Annotated in this window: 19 protein-coding genes; 15 read left to right on the forward strand and 4 right to left on the reverse strand. The window is 74.3% G+C overall.

Annotated features, from left to right (window positions below):
• Positions 1–34: 34 nt before the first annotated feature.
• The 3 genes from AB0C99_RS03825 to AB0C99_RS03835 are packed head-to-tail and all read left to right on the forward strand — an operon-like array spanning position 35 to position 3,172.
• Entirely contained in the window at positions 35–1,240 is a 1,206-nt protein-coding gene (locus AB0C99_RS03825; protein ID WP_362468843.1) for a hypothetical protein, read from the forward strand.
• Positions 1,237–2,412, forward strand: coding sequence for a type VII secretion-associated serine protease mycosin (gene mycP / locus AB0C99_RS03830; RefSeq protein WP_362468845.1), 1,176 nt, complete (start codon positions 1,237–1,239; stop codon positions 2,410–2,412). The genes AB0C99_RS03825 and mycP overlap by 4 nt, the downstream gene beginning before the upstream one ends.
• 25 nt (positions 2,413–2,437) lie before the next feature.
• Positions 2,438–3,172 (forward strand): SseB family protein, encoded by a 735-nt coding sequence (locus tag AB0C99_RS03835; protein WP_362468847.1) that lies wholly within the window; start codon positions 2,438–2,440, stop codon positions 3,170–3,172.
• Between the two features lie 13 nt (positions 3,173–3,185).
• Here AB0C99_RS03835 and AB0C99_RS03840 read toward each other — a convergent pair whose 3' ends face one another.
• Positions 3,186–3,554, reverse strand: coding sequence for a DUF1844 domain-containing protein (locus AB0C99_RS03840; protein WP_132914599.1), 369 nt, complete (start codon positions 3,552–3,554; stop codon positions 3,186–3,188).
• Positions 3,555–3,826: 272 nt separating this feature from the next.
• On the opposite strand from AB0C99_RS03840, the gene infC reads away from it, so the two are divergent.
• The 10 genes from infC (at position 3,827) to AB0C99_RS03890 (ending at position 15,028) form a co-directional block, all read left to right on the forward strand.
• Entirely contained in the window at positions 3,827–4,591 is a 765-nt protein-coding gene (gene infC, locus AB0C99_RS03845; protein ID WP_362468849.1) for a translation initiation factor IF-3, read from the forward strand.
• A 127-nt stretch (positions 4,592–4,718) separates the two neighbouring features.
• A complete protein-coding gene (rpmI, locus tag AB0C99_RS03850) occupies positions 4,719–4,913 on the forward strand; it encodes a 50S ribosomal protein L35 (RefSeq protein WP_351661835.1) in 195 nt (64 codons plus the stop codon).
• 106 nt (positions 4,914–5,019) lie between these two features.
• Complete coding sequence (gene rplT / locus AB0C99_RS03855; RefSeq protein ID WP_043227974.1) at positions 5,020–5,406, forward strand: 50S ribosomal protein L20; 387 nt, start codon at positions 5,020–5,022, stop codon at positions 5,404–5,406.
• Positions 5,407–5,519: 113 nt separating this feature from the next.
• Positions 5,520–6,359 (forward strand): RNA methyltransferase, encoded by an 840-nt coding sequence (locus AB0C99_RS03860; RefSeq protein WP_362468852.1) that lies wholly within the window; start codon positions 5,520–5,522, stop codon positions 6,357–6,359.
• Between the two features lie 81 nt (positions 6,360–6,440).
• Positions 6,441–7,604, forward strand: a complete 1,164-nt coding sequence (locus AB0C99_RS03865) for an ATP-binding protein (RefSeq protein ID WP_362468854.1) — start codon at positions 6,441–6,443, stop codon at positions 7,602–7,604.
• 167 nt (positions 7,605–7,771) lie between these two features.
• The gene (pheS, locus tag AB0C99_RS03870) at positions 7,772–8,899 is read left to right on the forward strand and encodes a phenylalanine--tRNA ligase subunit alpha (RefSeq protein WP_362468856.1); all 1,128 of its coding nucleotides are present in this window, start codon (positions 7,772–7,774) and stop codon (positions 8,897–8,899) included.
• The gene (gene pheT, locus AB0C99_RS03875) at positions 8,899–11,430 is read left to right on the forward strand and encodes a phenylalanine--tRNA ligase subunit beta (RefSeq protein ID WP_362468858.1); all 2,532 of its coding nucleotides are present in this window, start codon (positions 8,899–8,901) and stop codon (positions 11,428–11,430) included. Before pheS ends, pheT begins: the two co-directional genes overlap by 1 nt.
• Positions 11,431–11,730: 300 nt before the next feature.
• The gene (locus AB0C99_RS03880; RefSeq protein WP_362468860.1) at positions 11,731–12,765 is read left to right on the forward strand and encodes a PP2C family protein-serine/threonine phosphatase; all 1,035 of its coding nucleotides are present in this window, start codon (positions 11,731–11,733) and stop codon (positions 12,763–12,765) included.
• Positions 12,766–13,012: 247 nt separating this feature from the next.
• Positions 13,013–14,389, forward strand: a complete 1,377-nt coding sequence (locus AB0C99_RS03885; RefSeq protein WP_362468862.1) for a transcriptional regulator — start codon at positions 13,013–13,015, stop codon at positions 14,387–14,389.
• 108 nt (positions 14,390–14,497) lie between these two features.
• Positions 14,498–15,028, forward strand: a complete 531-nt coding sequence (locus AB0C99_RS03890; protein ID WP_362468864.1) for an NUDIX hydrolase — start codon at positions 14,498–14,500, stop codon at positions 15,026–15,028.
• 97 nt (positions 15,029–15,125) lie between these two features.
• Here AB0C99_RS03890 and AB0C99_RS03895 read toward each other — a convergent pair whose 3' ends face one another.
• Positions 15,126–15,986: a 3-hydroxybutyryl-CoA dehydrogenase gene (locus AB0C99_RS03895; protein ID WP_362468866.1), complete on the reverse strand. Its 861-nt coding sequence runs from the start codon at positions 15,984–15,986 to the stop codon at positions 15,126–15,128.
• A gap of 171 nt (positions 15,987–16,157) precedes the next feature.
• On the opposite strand from AB0C99_RS03895, the gene AB0C99_RS03900 reads away from it, so the two are divergent.
• Positions 16,158–17,411 (forward strand): family 10 glycosylhydrolase, encoded by a 1,254-nt coding sequence (locus AB0C99_RS03900; RefSeq protein WP_362468868.1) that lies wholly within the window; start codon positions 16,158–16,160, stop codon positions 17,409–17,411.
• A 37-nt stretch (positions 17,412–17,448) separates the two neighbouring features.
• Here AB0C99_RS03900 and AB0C99_RS03905 read toward each other — a convergent pair whose 3' ends face one another.
• The gene (locus AB0C99_RS03905; RefSeq protein ID WP_362468870.1) at positions 17,449–17,652 is read right to left on the reverse strand and encodes a DUF1918 domain-containing protein; all 204 of its coding nucleotides are present in this window, start codon (positions 17,650–17,652) and stop codon (positions 17,449–17,451) included.
• Positions 17,653–17,760: 108 nt separating this feature from the next.
• Positions 17,761–18,678, reverse strand: coding sequence for a DMT family transporter (locus AB0C99_RS03910; RefSeq protein WP_362468872.1), 918 nt, complete (start codon positions 18,676–18,678; stop codon positions 17,761–17,763).
• On the opposite strand from AB0C99_RS03910, the gene AB0C99_RS03915 reads away from it, so the two are divergent.
• The gene (locus AB0C99_RS03915) at positions 18,677–20,113 is read left to right on the forward strand and encodes a PLP-dependent aminotransferase family protein (RefSeq protein ID WP_362468874.1); all 1,437 of its coding nucleotides are present in this window, start codon (positions 18,677–18,679) and stop codon (positions 20,111–20,113) included. The two genes, AB0C99_RS03910 and AB0C99_RS03915, sit on opposite strands and share 2 nt — an antisense overlap.
• The last annotated feature ends 67 nt before the right edge of the window (positions 20,114–20,180 follow it).

The raw sequence follows: 20,180 nt of genomic DNA on the forward strand, positions 1-20,180 counted from the left end.
TGACGGAACGATCAGGGGTACCAGGGGGACGGGGATGAGCACCGAGCCGCAGCGACCCGCGTCCCGCATCACCGACGCCCTCCTGCCCCCCGACCGCCCCGGCCCCCCGCCGAAGCCGCCGCGCCCCACCCCGCCGGCCCCCGCCGAGCCCCCGGCCGCCCCGGCCCGGCCGCCGCTGGCCGCCCCCGCCGGGCCGCCCGCGCCCCCGGCCCCCCGGCACCGGCCGCCCGCGCCGCCGCTCCCGGCCGGACCCGCGCTCCCGGCCGCCCCCGCCCGGCCCCCGCACGCCGCCCCGCCGTCGCCCGGCCCCGTGCGCCCGCTCCCGGCCGCCGAGACCACCACCCGCCTCCGCCCGGTCCCGCCCGCGCACCCCGCCGCCCCGGCCCGCCCGGCACCCCCGGCTCCCGCCGCCGACCCGCACCCCTACGGCGGCGTCGACCGCTGGGCCCTGCCCGACGAGCTCCCCGCCGAGACCACCACCCGGCTGCGCCCCGTCCAGGACCGGCGCACCGGACGCGTCCTCGCCGCCGCCGGCTGCGCCGTCCTCGGCATCGGCCTCATCGGCGGCGCCCTCGCCGGCGCCGTCCTCGCCGAGAGCGGCGCCGGAGCCCCCGCCGAACCCCCCGGCTACTCCCGCGCCCAGGCCCTCTGGCACGACGCCCCCGTCGACACCCTCTTCCCGCGCACCCTCGGCGGCCCCACCGCCGGACCCGGCGGCGCCGCCCGCACCTGGACCCGCGTCGTCGTCGCCCCCGACGCGCCCTGCACCGCCGCCGCCCTCCCCACCGGCCTGCTCACCGCCCTCAAGGAGCCCGGCTGCGCCCGCGTGCTGCGCGCCACCTACACCGACGCCACCGCCTCGTACGTCACCACCGTCGCCCTGGTCTTCACCCAGGCCGACCCCGACACCATGCGCACCCTCGGCTCCCGCGCCGAGGACGAGCCGCCGCCCGCCCTCGCGGGCCCCGGCACCGTCGCCGCCCGGTTCGGCGCCCCCCAGCGCGGCAGTTGGTGGCGGCACGTCCTGCCCGACCTGCCCGTCGTCGTCACCTCCGTCTCCGGCTTCGCCGACGGCCGCCCCGTCGCCGAGGCCGAACCCGCCGCCCGCGCCATGACCGCCAAGCGCACCACCGCCGTCGCCCAGGCCGGCCTCGGCCACGAGGCCAAGGGCGTCGGCGACGGCGTCGAGCGCGCCCTGCGCAAGACCGTCGCCGCCACCGCCCCCGGAGCCGACCGGTGAACCACCGCCCCCGGCCCCGCGCCCTGGCCGCCGCCCTGCTCGCCGCCGCCTTCGCCGTCCTGCCCGCGGCCACCACCCCCGCGTACGCCGACACCATCCGCGCCCGCCAGTGGGGACTCGACGCCCTGCACACCTCCCGCGCCTGGGAGACCACCCGCGGCGAGGGCGTCACCGTCGCCGTCCTCGACACCGGCGTCGACGCCACCCACCCCGACCTCGAAGGCTCCGTCCTCACCGGCACCGACCTCGTCGGCTTCGGCGCCGGCCGCGGCGACCGCGCCTGGGCCCGCCACGGCACCGCCATGGCCGGCATCATCGCCGGACACGGCCACGGCGCCGGAGCCCAGGACGGCGTCCTCGGCGTCGCCCCCAAGGTCCGCATCCTGCCCGTACGAGTGATCCTCGAAGGCGCCGACAAGGCCCGCGACAAGGCCCGCAAGACCCGCGGCACCGCCCTCGCCGAGGGCATCCGCTGGGCCGCCGACCACGGCGCCGACGTCATCAACCTCTCCCTCGGCGACGACTCCGAGTCCGCCCACCCCGACGCGGGCGAGGACGCCGCCGTCCAGTACGCCCTCGCCAAGGGCGTCTCCGTCGTCGCCTCCGCCGGCAACGGCGGCGAGAAGGGCGACCACATCTCGTACCCCGCCGCCTACCCCGGCGTCATCGCCGTGACCGCCGTCGACCGCTACGGCACCCACGCCTCCTTCTCCACCAGCCGCTGGTACGCCACCGTCAGCGCCCCCGGCGTCGACATCGTCATCGCCGACCCGGACCGGCGCTACTACGAGGGCTGGGGCACCAGCGCCGCCGCCGCGTTCGTCTCCGGCGCCGTCGCCCTCGTCCGCGCCGCCCACCCCGACCTCACCCCCGCCCAGATCAAGCGGCTCCTCGTCGACACCGCCCGCAACCGCCCCGAGGGCGGACGCAGCGACCAGAAGGGGTACGGGACGGTCGACCCGGCCGCCGCCATCGAGGCCGGGGGCGCGCTCAAGGCCGCCGACCCCAAGGCCGCGACCACCGGATTCGCCGGGCGCCACTTCGGCCCCGGCCCCCAGGCGGAGCCCGACGAGGGCCGCCCGCTCGGCCTGCTCGCCCCCATCGCCGGAGGGGTCGGCGTGCTGCTGCTCGCCGCCGCCGTCGCCCTGTGGCGGGGCAGCCGCAGCCGCTGACCGGCCGGGCGGTTAGGCTCGTGGGGTGGCGCTCAAGAACATCCCGGACCCCGGTTTCTCCGACGACGACGGCACCGCCGACCCGAGGCTCGACGCGGCCCTGGCCGCCTGGGCCGAGGACCGGACGGCACACGGCCCCGTCCTCACCGCGCTGAGGGACGCCCGGCTGCTCGTCCCGGTCGTCGCCGTCCTCGGCGAGGTCGAGACCGACCCGGAGACCGGGCTCAAGCGGGAGAAGACCAGCGACATGGCCGTCCCCACGCTGACCGCGGGGGACCGGCGGGCGCTGCCCGCCTTCACCTCGATCGCCTCGCTGGCGCTCTGGGACCCGGCCGCCCGGCCCGTCGCCGTCCCCCTCCACCAGGCGCTGGCCGCCCTCGTCCACGAGAAGGCCGACACCCTCGTCCTCGACATGGCGGGCCCGGTGCCCTACCAGGTGACCGGCTCCGCCCTGCTCGCCCTCGCCGAGGGGCGCACCAGCACGGACCCGCTGGACGACCCGGCCGTCCGGGACGCGGTCCGCGCCGCCGTCGCCGCCGAGCCCGCCGTCCTCCGCGCCCACCTGGGCCCCGGCACCGCCGACGGCACGCTCGCCCTGGTCCTCGCCGGGGACGCGGCCCCCGCCGAGGCCGCCCAGCGCGTCGCCACGCTGCTGGCCGCCGACGAAACGCTGAGGGCCCGCCTGGTACGGGGCCTCGACCTGGCACTCCTGCCGGCCTCGGCCACGCCTCCCGGCGAGCCCTTCTACGTAAAGGACTGACGTCCGTCGGCTCCTAGCCGTACACGGGGCCCGTGTACTTCTCGCCCGGGCCCTGGCCCGGCTCGTCCGGGACGAAGGACGCCTCGCGGAAGGCGAGCTGCAGGGACTTCAGGCCGTCCCGCAGCGGGGCCGCGTGGAACGAGGAGATCTCCGTCACACCCGCGTCCAGCAGGCCGGCGAGGGCGTGGATCAGCTTGCGGGCCTCGTCGAGGTCCTTGTGCTCGTCGCCGTCCTCGGTGAGCCCCAGCTTCACCGCGGCGGCGCTCATCAGGTTGACGGCGACGGTCACGATGACCTCCACCGCGGGGACCTCGGCGATGTCGCGGGTCATGGCTTCGAAGTCGGGGGTCTCGGGAGACTCGGTGTCGGGCGTTTCGCTCATGCCCACACGATAAGCGGACGTACGGTTCGCGCCGACCGGCGGGTCCTGCTAACCTTGTGTAACGACCGGCCGGACACCTATGTGCCCGGCCCACAAGTGGAGGCTCCGTTTCTCCCACCTGACCGTCCTCACGGGCGGCGGGTCACCGGTCAGGTGGCGCCCATCGTTCCGTACGGACGATGGAGGCCACCCGATGTGCGCCCCGCGGTTGACCGCGGCGGTGTTCCGGTTTTCCATGGAGCCCCGCCTGTGTCCCGTCCGGGGCATTTTTCATGTACCGGCTCGGTTGGTCTCAAACAGTTCTGAACGTGTCCGTCCGCCAGGCGGTCGCGTGGTGCTACCGAGGAGGATCCATCAGCGCCGAGCCCCGCATCAACGAGCGGATTCGCGTTCCCGAGGTGCGTCTTGTCGGCCCCAGTGGCGAGCAGGTCGGCATTGTGCCGCTTGCCAAGGCCCTGGAGCTCGCGCAGGAGTACGACCTCGACCTGGTTGAGGTTGCGGCGAACGCCCGTCCGCCCGTGTGCAAGCTCATGGACTACGGGAAGTTCAAGTACGAGTCGGCCATGAAGGCCCGTGAGGCGCGCAAGAACCAGGCGCACACGGTCATCAAGGAGATGAAGCTCCGGCCGAAGATCGACCCGCACGACTATGACACCAAGAAGGGTCACGTCGTCCGGTTCCTCAAGCAGGGCGACAAGGTCAAGATCACGATCATGTTCCGTGGTCGTGAGCAGTCCCGCCCCGAGCTGGGCTACCGACTGCTGCAGCGCCTTGCCGAGGACGTGCAGGAGCTTGGCTTCATCGAGTCCAACCCGAAGCAGGACGGCCGGAACATGATCATGGTTCTGGGCCCGCACAAGAAGAAGACCGAGGCCATGGCCGAGGCCCGCGAGGCCCAGGCCGCGCGCAAGGCCGAGCGTCAGGGCATCACCGCCGACGCGGCCGAGGCCGCGCCGGTCGAGACCGAGGCGCCCGTCGCCGAGGCCCCGGCCGAGCAGGCTCCGGCCGACACGTCGGCCGAGAACGCCGAGGCGTGATCCCGCGGGGCTGCCGCTCCGGCAGCCCCAGGGGTTCCGCCCGGAACCACTCAAACGAAGAACTGACGCTCCCGTCTGTCCGGTGCCCGCACCGGGGGAGCGCCACTGACGAGGAGATAACGGCGCTATGCCGAAGAACAAGACGCACTCCGGTGCCAAGAAGCGCTTCAAGGTCACCGGCACCGGCAAGATCATGCGCGAGCGCGCCGGCAAGCGCCACCTGCTCGAGCACAAGTCGTCCAAGCTGACGCGTCGCCTCACCGGCAACGCCGAGATGGCCCCGGGTGACTCCGCCAAGATCAAGAAGATGCTGGGCATCTGACCTGATCTCCCGCCCTCGGCGACGAGGGCTTCCGGTCGAGACCGGGACCCATCCGATTTCCGGGTCGTGTGAGCACCACCGCGACCCCGCTACAAGGAGTTAAGAAGTGGCACGCGTCAAGCGGGCAGTCAACGCCCACAAGAAGCGCCGGGCGATCCTCGAGGCGGCCTCCGGCTACCGCGGTCAGCGTTCGCGCCTGTACCGCAAGGCCAAGGAGCAGGTCACCCACTCGCTGGTCTACAACTACAACGACCGCAAGAAGCGCAAGGGCGACTTCCGTCAGCTGTGGATCCAGCGCATCAACGCCGCTGCCCGCCAGAACGGCATGACGTACAACCGCCTCATCCAGGGTCTGAAGGCCGCCAACATCGAGGTGGACCGCAAGATCCTCGCCGAGCTGGCCGTCAACGACTCCAACGCGTTCGCCGCGCTGGTCGAGGTCGCGCAGAAGGCCCTCCCGGCCGACGTCAACGCCCCGAAGGCCGCCGCCTGATCTTCCAGGCAGCAGTACTTCCGCCGGACCCGCAGGCCACGCGCCTGCGGGTCCGGCGCGTTGAAGCCCCCGCTGAACCCGCCGAACCCGCCGAGTCAGAGAGCCGCAGGCACATGTCCACCCCCGAGCTGATCTCCCCGCGTTCCCCGCGCGTCGTCGCCGCCCGGCGGCTCGCCAAGCGCAACTTCCGGGGCAAGGACCGCCTCTTCATCGCCGAGGGCCCGCAGGCCGTCCGCGAGGCCGCCGAACACCGCGGCGCCGGCGGACAGCCCACCCTCGTCGAGCTCTTCACCACCGTCGAGGCCGCCGAGCGCCACGCGCCCATCATCGACGCGGCCCGCGCCTCCGGCGCCCGCGTCCACCACGCCTCCGACACCGTCCTCGCCGAGGTCTCCCAGACCGTCACCCCGCAGGGCCTCGTCGGCGTCTGCCGCTTCCTCGACTCGCCGTTCGAGGACATCCTCGCCGCCCGGCCCAAGCTCGTCGCCGTCCTCGCGCACGTACGCGACCCCGGGAACGCCGGCACCGTGCTGCGCTGCGCCGACGCCGCCGGAGCCGACGCCGTCATCCTCACCGACGCCTCCGTGGACCTCTACAACCCCAAGTCCGTCCGCGCCTCCGTCGGCTCCCTCTTCCACCTCCCCGTCGCCGTCGGCGTCCCCGTCGAACAGGCCGTCGCCGGCCTCAAGGGCGCCGGCGTGCGCATCCTCGCCGCCGACGGCGCCGGCCAGGACGACCTCGACACCGAACTCGACGCCGGCACCATGGGCGGCCCCACCGCCTGGGTCTTCGGCAACGAGGCGTGGGGACTGCCCGAGGAGACCCGGGCGCTCGCCGACGCCGTCGTCCGCGTCCCCATCCACGGCAAGGCCGAGAGCCTCAACCTCGCGACCGCCGCCGCCGTGTGCCTGTACGCCTCCGCGCGCGCCCAACGCCCCCGAACCACCGCCTGAGGACTCCACCGAGGCCGCCGCGCCTAGTAGGGTGGCGCACTCGGGGCCCACTGCGTGACACGGAGGGGTGGGGTTACGGGGATGACGGTCGGCACGGACAGTCCCGCACAGACACGGAGCGGCGCGCTCCCGCCCGACCCCGCCGCGCCCGACCCCGCCCCGGGCACCGCGGAGCCCGGCGCCGACACGGGGCTCGGGATCGACCCCGACGACCTGCCCGACGGCCTCGTCGTCGCCGACGCCACCGGCCGGATCGTCTGCTTCAACACGGCCGCCGCCCGCATCACCGCCGTCCCCCGCGCCGAGGCCCTCGGCCGCCCCCTCGACCAGGCCCTGCCCCTGGAAGACCTCAAGGGACACCGCTGGTGGGCGCTGACCGACCCCTACGGCGGCCTCGCCACCCGCCGCGGCCAGCCCGAGCGGCACCTGCTGCTCCCCGGCGGCCGGGAGGTCCTCGTCTCCGCCCGCTACCTCCGCGACCACCCCACCGGGCCGGTCCGCCGCGTCGTCGTCTCGCTGCGCGGCACCGAGGCCCGGCGGCGCAGCGAACGCAGCCACGCCGAGCTCATCGCGACCGTCGCCCACGAGCTGCGCTCGCCGCTCACCTCCGTCAAGGGCTTCACCGCCACCCTCCTCGACAAGTGGGAGCGGTTCACCGACGACCAGAAGCGCCTGATGCTGGAGACCGTCGACGCCGACGCCGGGCGCATCAAGCGGCTCATCGCCGAGCTCCTCGACATCTCCCGGATCGACTCCGGGCGCCTGGAGGTCCGCCGCCAGCCCGTGGACATCGCCGCCGCCGTCGGCCGGCACATCCAGGCCCACACCACCGGCGGCCAGTCCCCGGACCGCTTCTTCGTCCGGATCCGGCCCGACCTGCCCGACCTGTGGGCCGACCCCGACAAGATCGACCAGATCCTCGGCAACCTGCTGGAAAACGCGGTGCGCCACGGCGAGGGAACCGTCACCATCGAGGTGGCACCCACCACGGCCACCGGCGACGGAGAGAAGGGGACGGAGGTCACCGTGAGCGACGAAGGCCCCGGCATCCCCGAGGAGTCCATGGGCCGCGTCTTCACCCGCTTCTGGCGGGGCAGCAAGCGCGGCGGCACCGGACTCGGCCTCTACATCGTCAAGGGCGTCGTCGAGGCCCACGGCGGCACCATCACCGTCGGACGGGGCCCCCGAGGCGGGGCCGAGTTCCGATTTATCCTGCCCGTCGGCACCCCGGCCCACCTCCTCTGAGGTCCCCCGCCCGGTCTCACCGGGCGAGACCGCACGGAATCGGAGCCGCCCGGGCCGCCCACGGGCTCATTCGCGTCCCCGCGCCCCGTTAGACTCGTCCTTTGGCACGTTTGCGCCCTTGACGTCGAGCGGGGCCGCCCACCCAGCCAACGGAAGCACGGGAAGAGATGTCGGCACCCAATAAGTCGTACGACCCGGTCGAGGTCGAAGCCTTGAAACCGGAAGAGATCGAGCGGATGCGCGACGAGGCGCTCGCGGCCTTCGCCGCCGCGGCCGACCTCGACGAGCTCGCCCACGCGAAGACCGCGCACACCGGCGGCACCTCGCCGCTGGCGCTCGCCAACCGCGAGATCGGCGCCCTGCCCCCGCAGGCCAAGGCCGCCGCCGGCAAGCTCGTGGGCCAGGCCCGCGGCGCCGTCTCCAAGGCTCTGGCCACCCGCCAGACCGAACTGGAGGCCGAGCGCGACGCCCGCGTCCTCGTCGAGGAGGCCGTCGACGTCACCCTGCCGTACGACCGGATCCCGGCCGGCGCCCGCCACCCGCTGACCACCCTCATGGAGCGCGTCGCCGACGTCTTCGTGTCGATGGGCTACGAGGTCGCCGAGGGCCCCGAGGTCGAGGCCGAGTGGTTCAACTTCGACGCCCTCAACTTCGTACCGGACCACCCGGCGCGGCAGATGCAGGACACCTTCTTCGTCCAGGGCCCCGAGGGCACCAGCGGCGACGAGTCCGGCGTCGTGCTGCGCACCCACACCTCGCCGGTCCAGGCCCGCACCCTCATCGACCGGGAGCCCCCGGTCTACGTGGTGTGCCCCGGCCGCGTCTACCGCACCGACGAGCTCGACGCCACGCACACCCCGGTCTTCCACCAGATCGAGCTGCTCGCCGTCGACGAGGGCCTCACCATGGCCGACCTCAAGGGCACCCTCGACCACATGGTCCAGGCGCTCTTCGGGCCCGACATGAAGACGCGGCTCCGCCCGAACTTCTTCCCCTTCACCGAGCCGTCCGCCGAGATGGACATGCTCTGCTACGTCTGCCGCGGCGAGTCCGTCGGCAACCCCGACCGCCCCTGCCGCACCTGCGGCAGCGAGGGCTGGATCGAGCTCGGCGGCTGCGGCATGGTCAACCCGAAGGTGCTCGTCGCCTGCGGAGTGGACCCCGAGAAGTACAGCGGATTCGCCTTCGGGTTCGGCATCGAGCGGATGCTGATGTTCCGCCACAACGTCGAAGACATGCGAGACATGGTCGAGGGTGACGTCCGGTTCACCCGGCCGTTCGGGATGGAGATCTGATGCGGGTCCCGCTTTCCTGGCTGCGGGAGTACGTCGACCTGCCGGTCACGGAGACCGGCCGTGACGTGCAGGCCAAGCTCATTTCGGCCGGCCTTGAGGTCGAGACCGTCGAGCGCCTCGGCGCCGGCCTCACCGGCCCCCTGGTCGTCGGCAAGGTCCTCACCATCGAGGAGCTGACCGAGTTCAAGAAGCCGATCCGCTTCTGCACCGTCGACGTCGGTCAGGCCAACGGCACCGGCGAGCCGCAGGAGATCATCTGCGGCGCCCGGAACTTCGCCGTGGGCGACAAGGTCGTCGTGGCCCTGCCCGGCGCCGTGCTGCCCGGCGACTTCCGGATCGCCGAGCGCAAGACGTACGGCCGCGTCTCCCGCGGCATGATCTGCTCGGGCGGCGAGCTCGGCATGGGCGACGACGGCACGCACGGCATCATCGTGCTGCCGCCGGAGCACGAGGTCGGCCTCGACGCCACGGTCCTCCTGGAGCTGTTCGACGAGGTCCTCGACATCGCCGTCACCCCGGACCGCGGCTACTGCCTCTCGATGCGCGGCGTCGCCCGCGAGCTCGCCATCGCCTACGGCCTGCCGCTGCGCGACCCGGCGCTGCTCGACGTGCCCGCGCCGAACTCGTACGGCTACCCGGTCCAGGTCGCCGACCCGCTGGGCTGCGACCGCTTCACCGCCCGCACGGTCACCGGCCTCGACCCCGAGGCCCGCAGCCCGATCTGGCTCCAGCGCCGCCTCCAGAAGGCCGGCATGCGCCCGATCTCGCTCGCCGTCGACATCACCAACTACGTGATGCTGGAGCTCGGCCAGCCGCTGCACGCCTACGACCGCACCCGCGTCGACGGCCCCCTCGGGGTTCGCCGCGCCACCGCCGGCGAGAAGATCACCACGCTCGACGGCACCGCGCGCGTCCTCGACCCGGGCGACCTGGTCATCACCGACAACCGCGGCCCCATCGGCCTCGCCGGTGTCATGGGCGGCGCCGACACGGAGATCGCCGACCCGGTCACCGACCCCGAGACCGGCGCCGTCACCGGCACCACCGAGGTCGTCATCGAGGCCGCGCACTTCGACGCGATCTCGATCGCCCGCACCGCCCGCCGCCACAAGCTGTCCTCCGAGGCGTCTAAGCGCTTCGAGCGCGGCGTCGACCCGCAGGCCGCCGCCGCGGCCGCGCAGCGGACCGTCGACCTGCTCGTGCTGCTCGCGGGCGGCACGGCCGAGGCCGGTGTCACCGAGGTCGTCACCCCGTCCGCGCCCCGGACCATCGCCATGCCGGCGAACCACCCCGACAAGGTCGCCGGCGTCGCCTACGGCCGCGAGACCGTCGTCCGCCGCCTCCAGGAGATCGGCTGCGACGTCTACGGGCAGGACGAGCTCGTCGTCACCGTCCCGTCCTGGCGCCCCGACCTCAACGTGCCGAACGACCTGGCCGAAGAGGTCATCCGGCTGGAGGGCTACGAGAACCTGCCCTCCACGCTGCCCAAGCCGCCCGCCGGCCGCGGCCTCACCGAGCGCCAGCGCACCCACCGCCGGGTGGGCCGCGCCCTGGCCGGCGCCGGCTACGTCGAGGCGCTGAACTACCCGTTCATCGGCGAGCAGGTCTTCGACCAGCTCGGCCTCGACGCGGACGACGCCCGCCGCCGGGTCGTCACCCTGGTCAACCCGCTCTCCGACGAGGAGCCCGCGCTCCGCACGACGCTGCTGCCGGGCCTGCTCGGCGCGCTGCGCCGCAACGACCGGCGCGGCAGCCACGACCTGGCCCTCTTCGAGACCGGCCTGGTCTTCCGGCCGACCGAGGGCCAGCCGGGCATCGCCGTCCGGCTCGGCGTCGACGGACGCCCCACCGACGAGGAGATCGCCCGCGTCAACGCCGCGCTGCCCGCGCAGCCGCGCCGCGTCGCCGTCGTCCTCGCCGGGGCCCGCGAGCAGGCCGGCTGGTGGGGCAAGGGCCGCCCGTCCGACTGGGCGGACGCGATCCAGGCCGCCCGCGCGGTGGCCGCCGAGGCCGGTGTCGGGCTGCTGATCGACGCCGACCAGCACGCCCCCTGGCACCCGGGCCGCTGCGCCGCCTTCCACGTGCTGATCGACGGCGTGAAGACGCTCGTCGGCCACGGCGGCGAGCTGCACCCGCGCGTCGTCAAGGCGCTGGGCCTGCCGGCCCGCACCTGCGCGATGGAGCTGGACCTCGACCTCCTGGAGCAGGCGAACGAGGGCCCCGTGAAGGCCCCCCGTATCTCCTCCTTCCCGGTCGCGACCCAGGACGTCGCCCTGGTCGTCGACGAGGCCGTCCCCGCGGCCATGGTCGAGTACTACCTGGCCGGCGGCGCGGGTGAACTCCTGGAGTCCATCCGCCTGTTCGACGTCTACACCGGCGACCAGCTCGACGCGGGCAAGAAGTCCCTCGCGTACGCGCTGAAGTTCCGCGCCCCCGACCGCACCCTGACGGTCGAGGAGGCCACGGCCGCCCGCGACGCCGCGGTCGCCCTGGCCGCGGAGCACACCGGCGCGGTGCTGCGCGGCGCCTGACGCCCGCACAGCCGTAAGGAAGGGGCCCCGCCCCGGGTCGTCACGACCCGGAGCGGGGCCCCTTTCCCGTGCCTCCGACCTCCGACCTCTCCGTATCTCCGACCTCCGTATCTCCGACCTTCGTACCTCCGTATTCCCTTACCTCCGTACTCCCGTACGGCGGCGTTCATCCCTTCGGGTGAGATCTCCGGCGGATGTTCCCGCGTGTCCTCCGCCCCCGCGAGAATCGACCCGGTCACAGGGGCGGGTCTGTGTGCCACAGGGTCTTCGGACGCTGGCGGGCCTCGGGAAGGGCCGTGGATGTTCCGTGACAGGACACTGGCCGCCGAGGGCTCCCCGCTCCGGCGGATCGCACCGCTGGCCGCTCCGGTCGCGTGGGGGATCGTCGCCGTCGCCTGGAAGCTCGCCTGCCCCCTCGCCCGGCACCCCGGGCTGCCGGCCCGGATCACCGTCAGCGCCGTCTTCCTCACCGTCGGCACCGCCCTCGTGCTCGGCGCCCGGCGCGGCCTCAAGCGCGAGCTCGCCCGGGTCCGCGCCGTCGCCGACGCCACCCAGCAGGTGCTGCTCCGCCCGCCGCCCGCCCGACTCGACGGACTCTCCGTCGCCGCCGGCCAGCTCTCCGCCGCCCGCGGCGCCGTCGTCGGCGGCGACCTCTACGAGGCCACGGCCACCCCCTACGGGGTACGCCTCGTCATCGGCGACGTCCGCGGCCACGGACTCGCCGCGCTCGGTGCCGTCGTCGCCGTCCTCGGCGCCTTCCGCGAAGCCGCCCACGACGAACCCGAACTCGCCGGCGTCCTGCGCCGCCTCGACCGGGCCCTCGACCGCCACCTGTGCGAACGAGCCCGCGACGAACACCCCGCCGCCGAGGAGTTCGTGACCCTGCTGCTCCTGGAGATCCGCGACGACGGCCAGGTGTACGCCCTCGACTGCGGCCACCCCGGCCCGTACCGCCTCGGCTCCCGCGTCGAAGCCGTCCCGGTCGGCGACCCGCTGCCCCCGCTCGGCGCCTTCCCGCTCCCCGCCGAGCTCGTGCCGCACCGCGCGATCCGGCTGCGCCCCGGCGACACCCTGGTCCTGCACACCGACGGCGCCGCCGAGGCCCGCGACCACCGGGGCCGCTTCTTCCCGCTGGAGGCCGTCCTCGCCGCGGCGGCCGGCGAACCGCCCGCGGCCCTCGTCCGCACGGTCCACACCGCCCTGCTGCGCCACACCGGCGGCCGGCTCACCGACGACGCCGCCCTGCTCGTCGTACGGGACGACCGCGTCCGGGTACCGGCGCAGCCCGCCGAACCCGGACTGCGCCGCACCCGGCCCGCGCCCTCCCCCCACTAGTGGGGAGGGCGTGGAGGCCGGCGCCGCCCGCGCCGCCGCGGAGTGTCGGGCAGATCAGCGGCGTGGTCGGCGCGATCCGGGCGACCGCACTGTTCGAGGGGAGCCGGCGGCCCGGGCCTCGCCCTGCGGCGAGGGAGTTCAGTCAAGCGGTCCGCCCGCCGCCCGGACAGTGCGCGCGGGCGGCCGGCACGAGCACTCCGTTCACACCCCGTGCGAAAGCGCCCCCCGATCCAACCGGAGCGGTCCCATGCAGTCCCAGCCCCCCTCCCACCCCGCGTCCCCCCTCCAGCCCAACACCCTGCTGGACGCCCTGCTCGACGAAGCGGGCATGTCCCACACCGGGCTCGCCGCCCGGGTCAACCAGGCCGGCCGGGCCCGCGGCCTCGCCCTGCGCTACGAGCACACCGCCGTGGCCCGCTGGCTCAAGGGACAGCGCCCGCGCGGCCAGGTCCCCGACCTGATCTGCGAGGTGCTGGCCGGCCGGCTGCAACGGGCCGTCACCCTCGACGACATCGGCCTCGGCGTCCCCGGCGCCGGGCAGCCCGCCGCCGGCTGCCCGCTCTCCGGCTTCGTCGAACGGGCCGCCGCCCTGTGGCGGTGCGACGAACAGCAGCGCCCGCACGTCCTCGGCGCCCAGGCGGTGGCCGGGACCCCCGCCGTCATGCCGGTCTGGGAGTGGGAGAACCCCCCGGAGGACGCCGACGTCTCCCGCGCCGGGCGCACCCGCGTCTCCGTCGCCGACGTGCAGCTGCTCGGCGCGGCCCGCACCCACTACGAGCAGATGTACCGCAAGGCCGGCGGCATGGCGACCCGCGCCCGGATCGTCGGCTTCCTCAGCGCCGAGACCGCGCCGCTGCTGCGCGGCGCCTACAGCGACTCCCTCGGGCGGCGGCTGCACCGGGCCATCGGCGGTCTGGTCGCCGTCGCCGGGATCTGCGCCTACGACTCCGACGCCCAGGGCCTCGCCCAGCGCTACTTCCACCAGGCGCTGCGCCTCGCCAAGGCGAGCGGCGACCGGGGCCTCGGCGCCTATGTCATCGCGCTGCTCGTCAACCAGTCGCTGTTCATGGGGGAGTACCGGCAGGCGGTCGCCTTCGCGGAGGCCGCGCTGCGGTCGGCCGGGCGGCAGATCACGCCCGCGCTGGCCGCCGACCTGACCGCGATGCAGGCCAAGGCGTACGCGCACCTGGGCGACGGCACCGCGGCGCTCGCCTGCATCCGGCGGGCCGAGAGCGAGGCGGCGCGGATCACCCCGGGCGCCGAACCGGCCGAGACCGGCTATGTCCAGCCGGGCCTCGTCAACGTGCAGGTCGCCGAGGCGCTCCTCAGTCTGGGTGACCTCAGCGCCGCCCACGAGCACGCGGCGGCGGCCGTCCGGACTCCCGCGCACGACCGGGGGCGGGTGCACCGGCTCGCCATGCTGTGCCAGATCGAACTGCGGCGGGGCGAGACCGAGCGGGCGGCGCGCACGGCGGTGGAGATGACCGAGCGGGCCCGCGGGATGGAGTCGCAGCGGCTGCGGGACCGGCTCCGCGAGGTGCGCGAGCATCTGCTGGCCAGCGGGGGAGGGGATGCCAGGGCGGCGGCCGAACTGATCGACGGTGCGCTGCGCGTGCCCCTGTGAGCGGGTCCGTGAGCCGTCCCGGAGGCCGCTGAGCTTTGCCTTTGCGGCCGGACCCTGCTGCGATGTTGCCACCAACCTATCTCCGAACGGTCGGAAGGTGGCAGAAACGTGCAGTGGACGAAACTAAGTGAACAGTCCGTCTATGAGAACCGCTGGTTCCGGGTGAACCTCGCCGACGTCGAACTCCCCGACGGCCGCCGCCTCGACCACTACCTCATCCGGCTCCGCCCCGTCGCCGTCGCCACCGCCGTCAACGACGCCGACGAGGTCCTGCTCCTGTGGCGCCACCGCTTCATCACGGACAGCTGGGGCTGGGAACTCGCCGCCGGCGTCGTCGAGGACGGCGAGGACACCGAGACCGCCGCCGCCCGCGAGATGGAGGAGGAGACCGGCTGGCGCCCAGGCCCCCTGCGCCCGCTGCTCACCGTCGAACCCTCCAACGGGCTCACCGACGCCCGCCACCACCTCTACTGGACCGACACCGCCGCCTACACCGGGCCGCCGCAGGACGCCTTCGAGTCCTCACGGGTCGAATGGGTCCCGCTCAAGAGCGTCCCCGACCTCATCGCCCGGGGCGAGGTGCCCGCCGCCAACATGGCCGCCGGGCTGCTCATGCTGCGCCACCTGCGGCTCGGCTGAACCGCGTGCGGGGGAACGCCGGACGGCCCGTACCTGTGCGGTGTACGGGCCGTCCGGGGGCGCGCGGCGGCCTCCGGAGGCCGGGCGCGCGGGGGTCTCAGGAGTACGGGTAGAAGCCCGAGCCCGTCTTGCGGCCCAGCCGGCCCGCGTCCACCATCCGCTGGAGCAGCGGCGGCGCGGCGTACAGCGGCTCCTTGTACTCGTCGTACATCGAGTCCGCGATCGACGCGATCGTGTCCAGACCGATCAGATCCGAAAGCTTCAGCGGGCCCATCGGGTGGGCGCAGCCGAACTCCATGCCGTTGTCGATGTCCTCGCGGCTCGCGATGCCCGACTCGAACATCCGGATCGCCGACAGCAGATACGGCACCAGCAGCGCGTTCACCACGAAGCCCGAACGGTCCTGCGCACGGATCGCGTGCTTGCCCAGGGCCTTCTCCGCGAAGAGCTGCGCCCGGCTGATCGTGCCCTCGGAGGTGGTGAGGGCGGGGATCAGCTCGACCAGCTTCTGCACCGGAGCCGGGTTGAAGAAGTGGATGCCGACGACCTGGTCCGGGCGCGAGGTCGCCACGGCCAGCTTCACCAGCGGGATGGACGAGGTGTTCGAGGCCAGGATGGCGTCCGGCCGGGTCACCACCTGGTCGAGCACCTTGAAGATCTCGGTCTTGACCTGCTCGTTCTCCACGACCGCCTCGATCACGAGGTCACGGTCGGCGAACTCGCCCAGGTCGGTGGTGAAGCTGAGCCGGGCCAGCGTGGCGTCGCGCTCCTCCTCGCTGATCTTGCCGCGCTCGGCGGCCTTGGACAGCGAGTTGTAGAGCCGCGTGCGGCCGATCTCCAGCGCCTCGCCGGTGGTCTCGGCGACCTTCACCTCGAGACCGCTGCGGGCACACACCTCAGCGATGCCCGCGCCCATCTGGCCGCAGCCCACCACTCCGACGCGCTCAATGTCGGCCATGGAGTCCGTCACCTCGTGCCTTTCGCTCTTTCCTGGCGGCGGGCCCCGTGTGATTCCGGTGCGACCGCCTCGACCCCACGACGTTACTCCGGGCGGGGCGGATGATCGATCGTTCTCCGGAGGGCATCCTCTTCCTGAAGCTGTGACGTATCCGATAGCAAGGGGCGACAAATGCCGCTGATCGGCAGAAGAGGGTTCGTGGCGGGGCTGGCCGGACTGGCCGGACTGGGCGAGGCGGGCGGCAGCGCACGGGCCGCCACGGCGGGGGCGCCCGGCGCGGCACGGCCCGGCGGGCGCACCCCCGGCGCCTTACGGGGCATGTGGGTCGCGACGATCTCCAACCGCGACTTCCCCTCCCGCACCGGGCTGACCGCCGCCCAGCAGCACGCCGAGCTGACCGCCCTGCTCGACCTGGCCGTACGGCGCCGGATGACCGCCGTCATGCTCCAGGTCCGCCCCTCCGCGGAGACCCTGTGGCCCTCGCCGTACGAGCCGTGGGCCCGCTGCCTCACCGGCGTCCAGGGCGGCGACCCTGGCTGGGACCCGCTCGGCACCGCTGTCGAGGAGGCGCACGCCCGCGGCCTGGAACTGCACGCCTGGTGCAACCCGTACCGCGTCTCCACCCAGCCCGAACTCACCAAACTGGCCCCGAACCACCCGGCCCGGCTCCACCCCGAGTGGGTCGTCACCTACAACGGGGCGCTCTGCTACGACCCCGGCCTGCCCGAGGTCCGGCGCCACGTCCAGGACGCCATGCTCGACGCCGTACGCCGCTACGACGTCGACGCGCTCCACTGGGACGACTACTTCTACCCGTACCCCGTGGCCGGCCAGAGCTTCGGCGACGACGCCTCCTACCGGAAGTACGGGGGCGGCTTCAGCGACCGGGCCGCCTGGCGACGTAACAACGTCGACCTGCTGGTCTCCGAGACCTCCGCCCGGATCAAGCAGCTCAAACCGCACGTCGCCTTCGGCATCAGCCCCTTCGGCGTCTGGCGCAACGCCTCCGCCGACCCCCTCGGCTCCGACACCCGGGCCGGGGCCAGCTACGACGATCAGCACGCCGACACCCGCAAGTGGGTCAAGGAACGCTGGCTCGACTACGTGGTCCCCCAGCTCTACTGGAACATCGGCTTCGCCGCCGCCGACTACGCCAAGCTCGTCCCCTGGTGGGACGCCGTCGTCCGGGACACCGGCGTACGCCTCTTCATCGGCGAGGCCCTCTACAAGGTCGGCGACCCCGCCCAGCCCGCCGCCTGGCAGGACCCGCAGGAGCTCGTCCGGCACGCGCGGCTCGCCCGCGAGCACCCCGGCGTCGGCGGGCACGTCTACTTCGCGGCGCGCGAGGCCGCCAAGGACCCGCTCGGGGCCCTCACCGCCGTGCTCGCCGACGACCCGCCCCGGCGCGCCCGCGACGGGGCGTGACGCGCGGGCCGAGGCGGGGGCGTGACGCGGCGGGACCTCAGCCGGTCCCCGCCTCCGGGTGACGACGGACGACGGTGTCGGGCCCCGGCGACATCAGGGACTCGTGACCGTCGTCCTCGTACGTGACGCGGTACGGGGGAGTGCCGTTCTCCCCCAGCACCTGGACGACCCGGGCCGTACGGTCGTGCTGACCTACGGTCCGGCCGTGCACCAGCAGCTTGTCGCCCACGCTCGCACGCATCGGGGTGACCTCCTCGCGGCCGGGCCGCTCCCCGCGCGGACCTCCGGGCGGAGGCCGCTGACCCACGGGAGCCTCTTACCGCCATTGTGCCCCCGGGCGCCGCCGCCGTCAGCTCCTCGCCCGCTGCGTCACCGCGATGCACACCAGCACCCCCGCCGCCGCGGCCGGCGCCGCCGGGGACAGCTCCTCGCCCAGCACCGTCACCGACCAGAACAGCGTCAGCAGCGGCTGCGCGAGCTGGAGCTGGCTGGCCTTCGGGATGCCGATCTCGGCCATGCCCCGGTACCAGACGTACAGGCCGAAGAACGTCGACCCCGCCGCCACCCAGACCAGGCCCGCCACCCCGTGCGCCGTCAGCCGCACCGGCTCGTGCGCCAGCGCCACCGCCGTGCCCACCGCCGTCAGCGGCAGGCACAGCACCAGCGCCCAGCCGATCACCTGCCAGCCCGGCATCAGCGCCGCCAGCCGGCCGCCCTCCGTGTACCCGGCGGCGCACACCAGCAGCGCGCCGAACAGATACAGATCGCCCCGCGACAGCGCGCCGCCGCTCTGCTGGAGCGTGAACGCGAGCACCACCACCGCCCCGGCGACCGCCGCGATCCAGAACGTACGGGACGGGCGCCGGCCGGTGCGCACCGCCGCCAGGGCCGCCGTGGTGAGCGGCAGCAGCCCCACCACCACCGCCGCGTGCGAGGTCGTCGAGGTCCGCAGCGCCAGCGTCGTCAGCAGCGGGAAGCCGATCACCACACCGCCCGCCACCACCGCGAGCCCGGCCCAGTGCCGCCGCTCGGGCGGCGCCACCCGGCCCGCCAGCAGGAAGGCGCCCGCGATCAGCGCGGCCAGCACCGAGCGGACCGCCACCAGCGACCAGGGGCCGAAGCTCTCCAGGCCCCAGACCGTCGACGGGAAGGTCAGCGAGAAGGCCACCACGCCCAGGGCCGCCATCAGCGTCCCGCTGCGGGGGGTCCGCGCGGTCCGGGTGACCGCTATCGTCGTCGGCAGGGTAGCGCTATTCTGTGCTCTCATGAACGAGAGTAGCAGTGTCGGTGAACTGGCGAAATCCCTGCGCGAAGAGCTCAACCGCTACTCCGTAGGGGAGAAACTGCCCTCCAGCCGGGCCCTCGTCGAGCGCCACCACGTCTCACCCGTCACCGTCACCCGCGCCCTCGCCCAGCTCGCCGCCGAAGGTCTCGTCGTCACCCGCCCCGGCGCCGGCTCCTACCGCGCCGCACCCCGCGCCACCACCCCCGCCGTCGGCGACACCTCCTGGCAGCAGCTCGCCCTCAGCGCCGACACCGCCACCGAACTCGTCCCCCGCGCCGTCGACGCCTCCGGCGTCCTCGTCACCCTCTCCGCGCCCCAGCCCGGCGTCATCGAGTTCAACGGCGGCTACCTCCACCCCTACCTCCAGCCCGAACGCGGCCTCGCCGGCGCCCTCGCCCGCGCCGGCCGCCGCCCCGGCGCCTGGGGCCGGCCCCCCACCGACGGCCTCCCCGAACTCCGCGAATGGTTCGCCCGCGCCATCGGCGGCGGCGTCACCGCCGCCGAAGTCCTCATCACCGCCGGCGGCCAGCCCGCCCTCACCACCGCCCTGCGCGCCCTCGCCCCGCCCGGCACCCCCGTCCTCGTCGAATCCCCCACCTACCCCGGCATGCTCGCCGTCGCCCGCGCCGCCGGACTGCGCCCCGTCCCCGTCCCCACCGACGCCGACGGCGTCCGGCCCGACCTCCTCGAAGCCGCCTTCCGCGCCACCGGCGCCCGCGTCCTCGTCTGCCAGCCGCTCTTCCAGAACCCCACCGGCGCCGCCCTCAGCGCCGAACGCCGCACCGCCGTCGTCCGGATCGCCCGCGCCGCCGGCGCCTTCGTCGTCGAGGACGACTTCGCCCGCCGGCTCGTCCACGAGGACGCCGGACCGCTCCCCGCCACCCTCGCCGCCGACGACCCCGACGGCGTCGTCGTCCACGTCTGCTCCCTCACCAAACCCACCTCCCCGAGCCTCCGCGTCGGCGCCCTCGCCGCCCGCGGGCCCGTCCTCGAACGGCTCCGCGCCATCCAGGTCGTCGACAGCTTCTTCGTCGCCCGGCCCCTCCAGGAGACCGCCCTCGAACTCGTCGGCTCACCCGCCTGGAGCCGCCACCTCCGCTCCACCGCCGCCGAGCTCCGGCTCCGCCGCGACACCATGACCGGCGCCGTCGCCCGGCACCTGCCCGAACTCGCCCTGCCCCACATCCCCTCCGGCGGCTACCACCTCTGGCTCCGCCTCCCCGACACCCTCCCCGAAGCCGCCCTCATCCCCACCGCCCTGCGCTGCGGCGTCGCCATCGCCCCCGGGCGTCCCTACTTCTGCGCCGAGCCGCCCGCCGGCCACATCCGGCTGAGTTTCGCGGGTGTCGCCGGGCCCACGGAGATCGTCGAGGGCGTGCGGCGGCTGCGGACCGCCCTCGACGCGCTCCTCGGCTGAACGACCCGGGCCGTGTCCGTCCGGCTCTCGCCTCCGGCAAATTCGCCTGACAACCCGTGACCGGGGT

Source organism: Streptomyces sp. NPDC048659 (genome assembly GCF_040650575.1).
GTDB lineage: Bacteria > Actinomycetota > Actinomycetes > Streptomycetales > Streptomycetaceae > Streptomyces.

Excerpts from the sequence above, each read along its gene's own strand:
- AB0C99_RS03840 (WP_132914599.1), bottom strand. The coding sequence starts at position 3,554 with ATGAGCGAAACGCCCGACACCGAGTCTCCCGAGACCCCCGACTTCGAA.
- AB0C99_RS03885 (WP_362468862.1), top strand. The coding sequence starts at position 13,013 with ATGCAGTCCCAGCCCCCCTCCCACCCCGCGTCCCCCCTCCAGCCCAAC.
- AB0C99_RS03895 (WP_362468866.1), bottom strand. The coding sequence starts at position 15,986 with ATGGCCGACATTGAGCGCGTCGGAGTGGTGGGCTGCGGCCAGATGGGC.
- infC (WP_362468849.1), top strand. The coding sequence starts at position 3,827 with ATGTACCGGCTCGGTTGGTCTCAAACAGTTCTGAACGTGTCCGTCCGC.
- AB0C99_RS03905 (WP_362468870.1), bottom strand. The coding sequence starts at position 17,652 with ATGCGTGCGAGCGTGGGCGACAAGCTGCTGGTGCACGGCCGGACCGTA.
- rpmI (WP_351661835.1), top strand. The coding sequence starts at position 4,719 with ATGCCGAAGAACAAGACGCACTCCGGTGCCAAGAAGCGCTTCAAGGTC.
- AB0C99_RS03880 (WP_362468860.1), top strand. The coding sequence starts at position 11,731 with ATGTTCCGTGACAGGACACTGGCCGCCGAGGGCTCCCCGCTCCGGCGG.
- AB0C99_RS03860 (WP_362468852.1), top strand. The coding sequence starts at position 5,520 with ATGTCCACCCCCGAGCTGATCTCCCCGCGTTCCCCGCGCGTCGTCGCC.
- pheT (WP_362468858.1), top strand. The coding sequence starts at position 8,899 with ATGCGGGTCCCGCTTTCCTGGCTGCGGGAGTACGTCGACCTGCCGGTC.
- AB0C99_RS03865 (WP_362468854.1), top strand. The coding sequence starts at position 6,441 with ATGACGGTCGGCACGGACAGTCCCGCACAGACACGGAGCGGCGCGCTC.
- AB0C99_RS03910 (WP_362468872.1), bottom strand. The coding sequence starts at position 18,678 with ATGAGAGCACAGAATAGCGCTACCCTGCCGACGACGATAGCGGTCACC.
- pheS (WP_362468856.1), top strand. The coding sequence starts at position 7,772 with ATGTCGGCACCCAATAAGTCGTACGACCCGGTCGAGGTCGAAGCCTTG.
- AB0C99_RS03915 (WP_362468874.1), top strand. The coding sequence starts at position 18,677 with ATGAACGAGAGTAGCAGTGTCGGTGAACTGGCGAAATCCCTGCGCGAA.
- AB0C99_RS03825 (WP_362468843.1), top strand. The coding sequence starts at position 35 with ATGAGCACCGAGCCGCAGCGACCCGCGTCCCGCATCACCGACGCCCTC.
- AB0C99_RS03900 (WP_362468868.1), top strand. The coding sequence starts at position 16,158 with ATGCCGCTGATCGGCAGAAGAGGGTTCGTGGCGGGGCTGGCCGGACTG.